Origin of the sequence: Flavobacterium sp. RHBU_24, from assembly GCF_046613695.1 — a bacterium.
GTDB lineage: Bacteria > Bacteroidota > Bacteroidia > Flavobacteriales > Flavobacteriaceae > Flavobacterium.
In genome coordinates, this window is record NZ_JBKJHD010000015.1 from 1 (window position 1) to 13536 (window position 13536).

Consider the following 13536-nt stretch of genomic DNA (forward strand, 5'->3'; position numbering starts at 1 on the left):
GGGCTGCCCGCCCGTAATAACCGGGTCGATCTCATCAAGGTCAAACAAGCCCTGGCCCGGGGTTTCCTCACAGGCATAGAATACAGGGCTGCCCAAATCAGCAAGCGGCAGCGGGTTTACGATAAGCTTAAAACTGCCCGTGTCCGAACAGCCGTTCACTGTTTCTACACGTACCCATATCGTTTGCTCATCCTCAGTGTTCTGGAATGACGATGGGTTGGTAATCGCGTTCTGGCCCAGCTGCGCATCACCGTTATCCGTATAATACGTTACCGTGTCCGTAGGGTCAGACGTAGCCTCAGCATTCTTGCTCGTTAAATCAAATGTCTCAACGCCGTCCTGCGCAGGGGCAGTGTCGTCGCAGACTACATAGTCGGAAAGGGTGGGGATAACAGGGTGCGGGTTTACCAGTAAGTCAACAGGGCCTACGGAGTAGCAGTTACCGCTAACGCCGGTAGCCACGACCCTTACATATATAGTAGCATTTGTACTGGTATAATTATTAAGGCTAGTAATCTGACCGGCAGTTCCGCCTGCGTCGGCGAAAGCCTGAGAGGTATAAAATGTTGCTGTATAGCCCGGCTGCCCACCTACAATTTGAGAGGCCACGGGAGCAAGGTTAAACACGGCCGTGTCGGAAACATCTGTGGCACAAGCTTCCAGCGGGGCTACAGTAGAAAGCGTAGGGCTTGAAAGCGGCTGAAGCGCTACGCTTGTAGTTGCAAAGCACCCTGTAGCGGTGTTAACCACCCTTGCATAAACCGTAGTGGCAGCAGTGTAATAGCTATCGGGCAGCGCACCGGCTAACCCGCTATTTGCAGCACCCTGAGAGCCGTAATAGGTTACGGTATATCCGGGCGTATTATTAGTGACTTCATTATTTTTTGAGGAAAGGATGAATGTAGCCTGGCCGGTTCCGTCATCGCATAGCTGATACGGCGCCACATTGCTGTTAACTACAGGCAACGGGTTAACAATAAGGTTAAACGACCCTGTGCTGTAGCAGCCAAAGCTGTTTTGTACCCGCACCCAAACGGTTTGCGGCGAGATTGTATTGTTATATGCAGTAGCGTTAGTAATAAAAACTGTACCTGAATCAGCAGCGGCCTGGGTAGTATAATATGTTACCGTTAGCCCGGCAACATTAGCAGTGGCTTCGGCATTTTTAGTGGTTAAATCAAACGTTGCAACGTTTCCTGTAGTAGCAGGATCATCGCACAGTACATAGTTGCTTACTACAGGCGCGGCAGGTTTTGGGTTAACTGTAAGCACCAATTGTTTAATTGTATAGCAGTTACTAAGCGAACCCGTAAATACAGCGCGAATATAAACCGTTTGTGTACCAGGCGCCGTAGTGGTAAATGCAGCAGGCGCGGCAATACCCGTACCGCCGGCATTTTCCGCATCAGCCTGCGATGTGTGGTAGGTAATGGTAAGGTTTGTTTGGCCGTTTGCAACCTGTGTACCTGCCGTGGTAAGGTTAAACGTAGCGAGGCCATCATAATCATTATCACAGGTGGTTAGCGGCGTAGCGTTTAAGAGCTGCGGGGCTGCCTCTATGGTTATATCATCTGAAGATGAACCTGCCACAGCACAGTTTAGCGGATTATTTACAATAGCGTAGGTAACCGTATAAGCGCCGGGCGTACTCGCCGCAGGGTCTATTTCTCCCGTTACCGCATTTATAGAAAGCCCGGCAGGTGCTGCTGCAAAGGTTCCGCCTGAGGTAAAGCCTGTTGCCAGGGTGGGTGTTACGTTTCCTGCCCATTCGCAAACGGTAGCCGGAAGTGTAAAATCGGTTACAGGGGCTGCGCCACTGTTTATCGTTACCTGCTGTGCTACGGCGATACCATCGCAACCCAGGGCATTCCTCTGAACCACAAAATAGTCAAACACCCCTATTGTTGCTGTACTGGGCACCGGCCCCGTACCCACATATTCGCCACCGTTATAAAACCAAACCAGGGTATTTCCGGGATCAGGCGTGCCGCTAAGCGGCAGTGCTGTTTGCCCCTGGCAATAGGTAACCGGTGCCACAGTAGGTGCTGCGGGGGTAGGATCCTGAAAGACAATTTCCACAGTGTCCATACAGTTTGGCCTGCCCCAGTCAAAATGATAGATACCGGGAACGGTAAAATCAGATATGGTTATATTATTGGCTCCGGGATTGTCTATAGTAACCGTTCCGGGATTATTAGCATGTGCGGTCCATGTGCCGTAACCTACTGCTTCTATGTATGCAGACGGGTTATTACAATCTACAATTGTGGTGGGCGTTACAATGTCATTAGTCATATAAATGCTAATATTGTCTAAAAGATTGCCTGTACTGGGCCCTACAGCTTGCCCTGCCTGGTTGCTGGCTGTTTGTACCGACCGCCACATAATGCGTGTAACCGGCTGGTTTGCCGGTGATGTATAGGTAAGCAGCGGGTCCGGAACTGAAATTGCATTACCCGGAAGAAATGGCTGATCTGCAGTGCCATCGCCATAGTGCACCCATGCGTTCGTATTGGTTTCAAACTGCCTTAAAACGGTATAAGGGCCACCCGGAGGGCCTACTAAAAGTTCGCATTTGTCTGTACTGAAACCGCCTGCTGCCACGCGTGCCCTGTGCCAAAAATCAATGGTAAATGTGGTAGGGTTCGCGGTTTTATATTCCTGGTAAATGGTTTGTTCACCATTACCGTTTGAGCATAATTCGAGGAAATTATTACCGTTTTGAGCCGTTGCAAAACCTGATGTTGTAGGCCAGTATTCCACCTCATTAAAAGTTGCAAGCGTGCGCCATCCCTGGAGTGCCCAGTGGTTAAAACTGGCATTAAAATTACCGGTAATAACCCGGTCTTCAAAACTGCCGTTTATACACACATTCTCGCAACCGGGAGATAATGGCGGTGTAGACACGCATATACCGTATGAACCCGTTAGCACGGGGTTTGCCACATTATAGTACAGCCTTAGCTTATACACCTGCCCTACGGTAAGGTTAAACGCCTTAAGGTAATTTACCTTAGAGCAGGCTACTTCTGTAAGGGCGCCACAGCCACCTGAATATAACGACATTATTATCTCCTGACCTGCGTTGGATCCATTTGGAAGTACATTCCAAAGTGAAACCGCGTGGTAGGTAGCGGTAGCGGTAAACTGGTACCAAATATCTAATCCCGTAACACCCGGGTTAGCGCAGGAAGATGCTGCAATGCCCGAAGCCGTAGCCGCAGTAAATGACGCGGTTGTTAAACCTGTAGTGGTTGCGGTACACCCATTTGCACCGTTAACCGTAAGGTTTGTAGCATTAGCACAGTTATCATTGACCGGCGCATATATATTAGCGGAAGCTCTATGGGGCGTTTTATCGGCTGCAGATACTGATAAACAACCACTTAGGGCAATCAATACTAACAGCTGGGTAATCTTTTTCATTAAAATGATATTTTGGCATTAAAATTATGTTAATCTGTAATATAAAACAATACTATCGTGCCATGTAAACATCTTATTATTCGTAAACCCCACGTTTTTAATAGAAAAAAATTAAATATCACATAATAATTTTTTTTTCACATTTTTTAAACGGGCTATGCACAAAAAAACCCCGATATTAATACCGGGGCTTATAATTAAAAGGGAGTAGCAGTTATAAATCTTAATATACAATGCGCTTTGAAATCTTACCTTTCTCGGTGGCAATTTCAATAATAAGCACCTGATGTGCAGCAGCAAGGTTGTGTATGCTAATTTCGGTGGTATTAATACTATCGTGGCTGTACAGTTGCCTGCCGCGGATGTCGTAAACGGTAACGGCGTTAATAAGCGTATCACCCGCATTAACCGTAACTATATCACCGTTTTGATACACAATAACAGATGCAGCATCTATAAACGGCGTACCGGCACCCAGTGCGCTTGCTTGATAATGCACCTCAAAACGCCCTTCAAATGTTCCTGCCTCTGTAGTAAAAGTATAGGCATTTTCAAGAATTTCTGTAATAGTGCCTGTAACATTATCTTTAAGATAAATTTGCTGCCCTTCTGCAAATACGCCGTCTACGTGGTCTATTGCTATAGTATATTCACCTGCCGCGGCAGCTGTATAGCCCAGTTGCACTACATCTGCACTGTCAAACCCCGGCCTTGCCTGTATGGCAAGCGGTGTATTTTGCACAAAAGAATATAGTTTTAATGTATTGCTTTCGCCAATAAGCTTACCGTCATAACCGTAATCAAGGCCCAGGGTACCTTCATCCTGGTAAGCAACTTCCATTTGGGATGCCGCGGTACCGTTTTGAGCCGTTATGTTAAGCCACCACCGAGATGCCTGAGTGGGTGCCTGCCTTAAAAACGCCTGCGAATTTGCAGCGTTCCTGCGCATGGTATTGTTAAACACAAGTACCGGGCTGGCAGCATTGCCGTTGCTCTGCACTATAAAGCCCTGCCCCGGTGAAAGCACCCAGTTAGATGAAGGCCCTGTAAAGTACCCCGCCTGTTCAGAGCCTCCTCCTATGGCAGGATTTGCCACAAAGCCGGAAAGTGTAATAGTAGCGTATGAGGTGGCTTCGCCATTATTACGCTTCCTCCAAAAGTACAGTGCAGCGCCATCTTGCAGGGCAGCAGTGTTTGCAGCATAAAAAGCAGCGATGCTTATGGGCGACGGATAAGGGTTACCCACTGCCGAATACCGGTTGTTTTCTGTAGAAAGCGGTACGCTTATGGTTCCGTTGTTTGGCGTGCCGGCAAAATCACCGGCAAAGGGAACCGCGGTTTGCCCCTCATTATACCCTGGTACATCCAAGACGTTCGGCATGCGTATAAGGTAGCTTTTTGCTGCCTCAAACTGTGTGGTTACCGGGTCTACCGGCCAGTAGCCTTCTACCCAGCCTGTACCATTATAATCATACTTATATTCATAAAACCTGTTATTAGATGTAGCCATAGAAAATGTTCTTAAATACTGGCCGGAAACCGGTGAAGACCATAACGTATAATCTAGCCTGAAAAGTGGGTTAGAGTTACGGTACACATGTGCTACTCCTGAATTTTGTTCGCCGTTTACCTGCACCAGGGCGGCGTTATTTTGTACATACATTGCTGCGCCTTCGGCAACATTAACTTCGTTTTTAACGGTAAATGTATGTCCCTGTAGTATTGTTAATGTGCCTGAATTTACATAAAGGCTGCATGCCACAAGGTTACCCGACGTTGTATAATCTGCTTCTAAAATGGCAGAGTACTCTGTAGAAGGCTCGCCGTTACTCCATTCGTTACCGTTCCAGGTTGTTGTTTGCTCACACGGCTGGTAACCCTGCCACTCATAAGCGCCCATATCTATAATACCATCATATATACGGTCATTATTGTTATAGTCAAATGTGATGGCATGCAGGTTAGGCAAAATCCCCGCGTTATAATATTCCGCAGCGCCCCTGTTTATTGCAGGGCTTTCAGGTGTTAGCGTAAAATCGCCGGCATCCGCATCTGTAAATAAAGGATCGGCAGAAAACTGGTTGTTGCCCGAATTAAAGTTAGTGCCCAGGTGTAACTGGTTTGTAAGCACTTTCTGGAAAACCATCTGGTCGATACCTGAATTTGCGCTGCCTGCAATAAAGCTGCCCGTTTGCGGATTTATTATGATGCTGTTCCTAAACTGCATCGCGGTTACACTGGCTGCACTATACTCATAGTATAAAAAATTAGCCTGTGTTGTAGCCCCATTGCCGGAAAAGGTACTGTTTGTAAACACAGGCCCTTCATTTCCTATACTGCCTGCGCCATTGTAATAGTAGATGGCACCACCTTTTTCACCGGCTGTATTGGTATTAAAAATACAGTTTGTAAAAACATCTGCACCTTTATACTCCGCCGCTGTATCGCTTTCTATATAAATACCGCCCCCAAATAAGGTTGCCGTGTTATTGCTTATGCTTACATTAGTAAATATGTTGCTCGTAGAAAGCTGGCTGTATACACCCGCGCCTTTTTGTGCGGAATTTAATAGTATCCTTACATCTTTTAATGCCGCCGACGAATTGCTGTTAAATAACCCGCCACCGTATGTTGTAGCAATATTACTTTTTATAAGGACATCGTTAAAAACGGGGCTGGCCCCTATATTTGCCACTCCCGCACCAACTGCGGCCTGGTTAGCGGTTATCTCTATACTTTTAAAAGCGAGCGCGGCGCCGGACTGTATGTTATATACCGCACCGCCTGTGCTATCGGCAATATTATACTCCAGTAAGATATTTTTTAATTTATAATTACTGTTATGGTTGTAAATACCCGCGCCGCTGTGCTGTGGAATGGTTACGCCATTGCTTACTATCTCGCCGGTACCGGTTGCACGGCCATCGCGTATTACAAAACCATCAAGTACTGTTTCGGCATCGGTTATATCCGTGGCAATAACTATATGGTAGGTATTATCACTATCAGAATCGGTACCTATTTTTCCTGTAAGTACGGTCTCCAGGCCGTTACCCGCTGCGGGCATGTTCATACGTGCATCAAGCGACGTTTCAGTACCGTTAAACCCGCCGTAAAGCGATACCCCGTTTAAGAGCACAAAGGCATTGTTCCGGTCGTCAGGGTTTGCATTACTATCGGTATCGGCTGTATAAAAAGGCCTGTATTTACCGCCCGCTACCCATATTTCTTTCACAGTACCCGCAGCAAGGGCATTTAGCGTTTTGGCATAGTGCAATGCCTCGGCAACCTCGCCTATGGCGCTGGCCCAGCTTTCGCCTGTACCTGCACCACCTTTTTTCACATACAGCCTGCCGCCTTGTATATTTGCCGTAAGCGTGCTTACAGTTATGGTTTCTGAAGGCAGCGAATAAATACCCTGCGCCTCGGCACGCACCCTATAATAATAAGTAGTACCGGCGGTAAGGCCCGACTGGGCTTTGCTGTATATATAGCCGTTTATACTGTTTAGGGTTGACGCCTGTGCAGTTGCCTGTGCGGTTGCATAATCTATATACTGGCTGGTGCCGCTAAAGCGCTTTACAGCAATATTGCCGGCATAAAACCTTTTGCCCGGCGCCGCACTTGCAGATTGTATTTTAAATTTAGACGTTGCGGTACCGCCCGTAATGGCAAAGCTGAATACCTGAACCTGCGGCAGCAAGGCGATATCAGCGCCAAGCTGTACCCAGTTGCCATCGCCGTTTGCATCATATAAAAATTGCACAACAGTATTTTGGTTTTCAAATTTTTGTACATCAAAAGATATAAATGTATCTCCTGTGCCCGAAAGGTCTATGGCAGGCGAAGCGATATAGCCATTCTGGCCGGTGCTGCCCACAAGGGCGCGGTCATTTGCCTCATAGGTGTTTAAAACATCCCAACCCGCCTGGCCGAAAAATGTATCGGGAGCAGTTATTTCCGTAGTGCCATCGCCGGAAAACCCGGAAAAGCCTTCACTAAAGACAGTAGTATCAAAGGCAGGCGAAGTGCTTACATTTACCACAAAATTATGTTCGCCGTCTTTAAACCATTTTGAGGTAAAACCTGACATAGCGGCATTTGCAGCGGGCTGCCCTACCGGAGGGGCAACAGCATAGCTGCCCAATACCGGCTGTAACGTGGTAAACTGCTGTTCGGTAGTATACCCTGTACCGGTTGCATTTTGCTCCCATCCCCTTATGTAATACGTTGTATCATTGGCAAGGCCGTTAAGCAATATTGTATAGGCACCACCCGTAAGCGCGCCTCCTGCAACAGATGTACCTGTGCCGGGTGTAAAATTGCTCACCGTACTGTATTCTACACCGTATGTTGTGGTACCGCAGGCAATTTGAGGCACTCCGGTTATGGTTACGCTATTAAGCGTTATAGCAGAAAGGCTAACCTGGCTGGCATACGGGGCTTCGTCGGGCTTGCTCAGGCTGATGCTAAAAGCGCCCTGCGCAGCCACATCGGCCGCAGCCACCCTTATATAATAAAAGCCGGGTTGTGTTATAAGATATTCTATAGTTTCGGTTGCATTAGCCGTTTGTGCTGATGCAACAGCACTTGCCGCCGAAGAAGGGCAGCTGCCCTGAAACAGGTACAGGTTTGCATCGCCGCTAAAACCGGAAAGTGCAATAGTGTATGTACCGGCACATGTTGCGTTAAACCTGTACCACACATCCGGATTACCGTCGCCGCCTGTTATGGCTGTATAAGTAGCGCCTGTCAGTGTACCCGCCACAGCAGCATCTGTTACATCAAGGCTTTCCTGGTTAGCGCAAAGGTCGTTAGTGGCCGTATTGCCCAATACCTTACCGTTGGCAACTACTAAAAGCAGGGCCTTACCTCCCGATATGGCTATTGCCTCGTTAGTATAATCGCCCTCGGCAAGCCCGGCTTTAAGCCTTACATAAAAGGTGGTTGCTGCCAGCGTATTATTATTAAAGTTAATACTTCCGTTAGTTGCAAAACCTGAAGAAGGGCTTGTGGTAGACACCTCGTAGTGGGTGTTGCCTATTATTGATAGAGTACCGCTGCCGGGTGCAAGGGAGGTAGCGGTTATCGTAAAACTCTTAGCAAGCGACGGTCCCGCGCCTGTATAATAATTTAACCCATTCCTTATTAGAGGTGTGGCGCTAATAGTTTCTACATGGGCGGTAAGCGGCAGCGTATTTGCAGATGATACCGCAATGTTTTGTGCAAACTGGCTGGCAGCTGCCGAAATGCCGAGGTTGGCGTTAGTATCAAAGTCGGTACCGTTATATCCCAGGGTTATGGTAGCCTTTATATCGCTGTTGCGTATTACCGACGCAATAAACGTACCAGCAGGCGCACCGCTAAGGCTAAAAAGGCTTTGGTCAAGCACCGGGGCGAAATGCCCGGCAGACAGTTCGGCAACTATTACACTGTTATTTAGTGTATCTTCTGTAAGGCTGCCCGATAGCGAAAGTACAGGCTCGTAAACACCCTGCAAATTAAACTGCCTGAATTTAAGCGGGCCGGTACCTCCCAGCCTTGTAAAGTTAATTTTTACCGCAGTGCCCGGCACTGTAATGGCTATAGGGCCATTAACGGCAAACGTGGTTCCCGACGGGGTAGCAGAATTAAAGGTCTGTGCGGTCCAGGTAAGGCCGCCATCGCCCGATATGCTTACTGTAAGGGGGCCTCCGTTCTCTATACCGGTATTTGCCAGTTCAAACGTTAAGCTTACGCTGTTAAAGCCAGATAAATTGTACGACGGTGAGGTTAGCGATGCATTTACTGCCGTAAAACTTACATAACCCGAAGACGGAGCAACGTTAGTTGCAGTCCAACCGGCCGGAATGGCATTTCCGCTAAAGGTTTGATGGTCGATTGTTGCCTGGGCTGAAAGCAAAGATGATTTTAAGAACAAGGCACACAATACCAAAATGGTAAAATGCCACTTAAACATGGGGGTAATAATTTTCATATAGTAAGTCGATTTAAATAAAGCGTTTTTACCTGTGGTCAGCAGATAAAATTTTTCCAAAAAGCATTTCTTTTTTAGGAAGAGTAAACTTATTAAAAGATTGGGTAATAAAAAATACCCATTAACAGGTATTTTACAAATAAGTTACGAATTAACTAAATTTTCACATATATTTGAAAAATTTCAACAGATATTAAGATTTTTAACGGTATATATTATTTATAATTTAAATAAAGATGTAATTTCTTACAATTATAAAGTTAAAAATTAAGTAAAAAAGTTAAAGTTTAATTAAATAAAAAAAACCATTCTGCGTAAAAATGGTTTTATGATGTATTGTAAATAAAATCTGTAAGAATTAAAACGTGTTTTTAATTGCAGCCATGCGCATTGCCACAACAGCGGCTTCCGTGCCTTTGTTGCCATGCTTACCCCCACTACGGTCTATAGCCTGCTGCAAGTTATTATCAGTAAGTACACAAAATATTACCGGCACGCCGGTTAGTACATTAAGGTCTTTAATTCCCTGTGAAACGGCTTCGCATACAAAATCAAAGTGTTTGGTTTCGCCCTGTATCACACTGCCTATTGCTATAACGGCATCAACGTTTTTTGTTTCAATCATTTTCTTAGCGCCATATACCAGTTCAAAACTGCCGGGAACACTAAGGGTAATGATATTTTCGTCCGGTACGCCATTATCCATAAGCGTATCAAGCGCGCCCTGGTAGAGGCCGTTTGTAATGGTTTCGTTCCATTCTGAAACAACAATCCCAAACCGAAAATCTTTCGCGTTTGGGATTGTGTTTTTATCGTAATGGGATAAATTTTTATTTTCTGTTGCCATATTACTCTAAACCGGCTATGTAAGCATCTATAGACATCCCTTCCTGAGATGTTTCATATTTTTCTTTAATCTCTTTAAAGTATTTAAGCGCGTCTTCTTTTTTATTAAGGCCAAGTGCTACCTGCCCTGCCTTAAACAGGAAACGCGGGGTATACACGTTGTTATCGCTTGCTTTTGCAGCGTCAATATAGTACTTAAGGCCTTTTTCAAGGTTTTCATTACCACCCAGCTGCACAAACGCGTCGCCGGTAGCACCCAGTTTAGATGCGTTTAGTATTTCATCCTTAGTGCTAAAGTTTTCAAAGTGTGTTACGGCATCTTTATATTTACCGGTGTTAAGATAAGCCGTACCCGCGCAGTATTCTGCAAGGTTAGCCGCATCGGTACCACTGTATTTGTCAATTATTGCAAGAAACCCAAATTTACCTTCGCCGCCGTTAAGGGCTAGGTTGTATAAAGAGTCCTGAGATTTTTGTGCTGTAACCGCCTGTGCAAGGTACTGCTCTGCCTGAAACATTTCGTTAGCGGCTTCTTCTTCTTTAGGGGTAACTACAAATTTGTCATAAAACAAGTAGCCTATGGTTACCAGTGCAACGGCGCCTATAACTATGTATATAAGCTTCTGGTTTTTTTCTACCCATGCTTCGGTTTTAGAGGCTCCCTGATCCAGCGTATTAAATACATCGGCAGTTGTGCTGTGCCCTTCAAACGTTTCTTCAACAGGCTGCACTTCTACCACATCTTTTTCTACTTCTGGTTTTGGCGCTTTATAGCCTCTTTTATTATATGTTGCCATTTACTATATTTTAGTGTGCGCAAAAATAAAATTTTTATTTAAAAACAAAAGGCCTTTGTGTCGATATTTTTCAATAATTTGCGGCTTATATAAAAAATACTCCTAAACACTGGAAGATTTTCATATTCAGGCCTGTTAAAAGTATGTATTTACAAAGTTTATCCCTCCTTAACTACAAAAATATAGCTGAGGCTACCTATCAGTTTGACCCTAAGATAAACTGTTTTACAGGAAAAAACGGAGTGGGCAAAACTAATGTGCTCGATGCCATATACCACCTTGCTTACGGAAAAAGCTATTTTAACCCGCTTGCGGTGCAAAACATACGCCACGGCGAAGAGTTTTTTGTAATAGACGGCACGTTTGAAAAAACCGGGCGCAGCGAACAGGTGGTGTGCAGCCTTAAAAAAGGCATGAAAAAAATGCTGAAGCGCAACGGTAAGGCATACGATAAATTTAGCGAACACGTGGGCTTTATCCCGCTGGTTATTATATCGCCTTACGACAGCGACCTGATAACGGAAGGCAGCGAAACCCGCCGCAAATTCCTTGACAGTGTAATATCTCAATTAGACCCGGTTTATTTACAGGAACTCATTAATTACCAGAAGGTGTTGCAGCAGCGTAATGCCCTGCTTAAATACTTTGCCCTTAACCACACTTTTGACCGCGACACCTTATATATATATAATGCCCAGCTGGATGGCATGGCGCAGCATATTTTTGAAAAGCGGAAAATGTTTCTCGATGCCTTTACCCCTATTTTTAACAAGCACCATGCTGCCATAACGGGCGCCGCCGAAAACGTAAGCCTGGCCTACGAAAGCCACCTGCACCAGGATAACCTCTCTGCCTTGCTGGAGGAAAGCCTGCAGCGCGACCGTGTGCTGCAATATACCAGTGTGGGCGTGCATAAAGACGACCTGCTTTTTGAAATAGACGGCCACCCCATAAAGAAATTTGGCAGCCAGGGGCAGCAAAAAAGCTACCTGATAGCACTGAAACTGGCGCAGTTTGAGTTTATAAAACAGCAGGGCGGCGTATTGCCTATACTATTATTCGACGATATTTTTGATAAGCTCGACGAAACCCGTGTGGCTAAGATTGTACAGATGATAGATGATAATGTTTTCGGACAGATATTTATAAGCGATACGCATAACGAGCGTACCGAGGCTATTGTACGTCAAACCCACGAGAGTTACAGCGTTTTTAAGTTATAATATTATTCACTAACTTCGTAATAAACTCTTTCAAAATGAATTTGCAATATATATTAGATGGTAAAGGAGAAACTACAGGGGTTTTTATTCCGATACAAGAATGGCTTTCTTTCAAAAAGAAATTTAAAAATATAGATATTGATGATAGTGACATACCTGAATGGCACAAAGAAGAACTCGACCACAGGCTTGAGGCTATAAAAAATGGCGATGAACAATTTCATGATTATAATGAAGCTATGAATGACATTTTAAAAGAGCTTGAGGATTGAAATTAATACTAACCGAAAGAGCCCGGAAAGATATTCGGGGAGCTTCCGAATGGTACAATGAAAAACAAAAAGGCTTAGGCAAGCGTTTTGCCCAGGCCATTTTTAAGGAAATGGACTTTATAAGTAAGAATCCTGATGCATATAGCGCAAGATACAAAACAATACATACAGCAGTTGTTTCTATTTTTCCTTACATGATCCATTATGACATTGAGCCTGATAGAAACCAAATCACAATACTTGCCGTAATACATACATCGCTTAATCCCCAAAAGTGGAAGTAAAACCATGATAACAAAAGATACCCTTCAGTTTCTTGAAGACCTGAAAAACAATAATAACCGCGAATGGTTCCAGGCCAACCAGGACCGCTATGAGCACTATAAAACCGATTACCGCGATACCGTTGACGAATTTTTGGCCGAAATGAAACCGCTGGACGATACGCTGGAGCAGCTTGAATTTAAAGACTGCTCGTACCGCATTAACCGCGACATCCGTTTCAGCAAAGATAAAACACCCTATAAAACCCACATGGGTATATGGATGTGTGAGGGCAAAAAGAATACTAACATGGCAGGTTACTATGTGCATATTGAGAACGGTACTGCCTTTGCCGGGGGCGGGCTGTATTTCCCTGAAGCGGCCGACCTTAAAAAGGTGCGCCGCGAGATAGACGGCTTTTATGAAGAACTTGAAGCAATAGTAGCCGAACCGGAATTTAAAAAAATTTACGGCGGTTTTGAGAAAGGCGAAGGTATGGTGCTGAAATCGGCACCCAAGGATTTTGACAAGGACCATCCGGCTATTGAGTTCCTGAAATTTAAAAGCTTCCTGGCTACAACCCAGATAAGCAATAAGGAACTTTTGAGCAAAGACTTCGTGAAGGATACGTCTAAAAAACTGATTGTACTGAAACCGCTTATAGAATTTTTAAACCGCGCCCTTACTACCGAAGGGTAAAACCCTATTTTTGCACCCGCAATTAAACTGTA

The 13536-nt window shown here is 45.2% G+C and carries 8 protein-coding genes; 4 read left to right on the top strand and 4 right to left on the bottom strand.

From position 1 onward, the window contains the following. From ACLI09_RS13805 to ACLI09_RS13820, 4 genes are all read right to left on the bottom strand, one after another. On the bottom strand, positions 1–3426 hold a 3426-nt coding region (locus ACLI09_RS13805), incomplete at its 3' end, for a hypothetical protein (protein ID WP_411420219.1). 223 nt (positions 3427–3649) lie between these two features. Next, entirely contained in the window at positions 3650–9403 is a 5754-nt protein-coding gene (locus ACLI09_RS13810; protein ID WP_411420220.1) for a T9SS sorting signal type C domain-containing protein, read from the bottom strand. Positions 9404–9761: 358 nt separating this feature from the next. After that, positions 9762–10250: a 6,7-dimethyl-8-ribityllumazine synthase gene (gene ribH, locus ACLI09_RS13815; RefSeq protein ID WP_411420221.1), complete on the bottom strand. Its 489-nt coding sequence runs from the start codon at positions 10248–10250 to the stop codon at positions 9762–9764. Between the two features lies 1 nt (position 10251). Further along, positions 10252–11046, bottom strand: coding sequence for a tetratricopeptide repeat protein (locus ACLI09_RS13820; RefSeq protein ID WP_411420222.1), 795 nt, complete (start codon positions 11044–11046; stop codon positions 10252–10254). Positions 11047–11189: 143 nt separating this feature from the next. On the opposite strand from ACLI09_RS13820, the gene recF reads away from it, so the two are divergent. The 4 genes from recF to ACLI09_RS13840 are packed head-to-tail and all read left to right on the top strand — an operon-like array spanning position 11190 to position 13504. Next, positions 11190–12269 (top strand): DNA replication/repair protein RecF, encoded by a 1080-nt coding sequence (gene recF, locus ACLI09_RS13825; RefSeq protein ID WP_411420223.1) that lies wholly within the window; start codon positions 11190–11192, stop codon positions 12267–12269. A gap of 35 nt (positions 12270–12304) precedes the next feature. Further along, on the top strand, positions 12305–12541 hold the full coding sequence (locus ACLI09_RS13830; RefSeq protein ID WP_411420224.1) for an addiction module protein: 237 nt from the start codon (positions 12305–12307) through the stop codon (positions 12539–12541). Further along, positions 12538–12825, top strand: coding sequence for a type II toxin-antitoxin system RelE/ParE family toxin (locus ACLI09_RS13835; protein ID WP_411420225.1), 288 nt, complete (start codon positions 12538–12540; stop codon positions 12823–12825). The genes ACLI09_RS13830 and ACLI09_RS13835 overlap by 4 nt, the downstream gene beginning before the upstream one ends. A 4-nt stretch (positions 12826–12829) precedes the next feature. After that, positions 12830–13504 carry a DUF2461 domain-containing protein gene (locus tag ACLI09_RS13840; RefSeq protein WP_411420226.1) on the top strand — a complete coding sequence of 225 codons (675 nt, stop codon included), beginning with the start codon at positions 12830–12832 and terminating at the stop codon, positions 13502–13504. Positions 13505–13536: the final 32 nt, after the last annotated feature.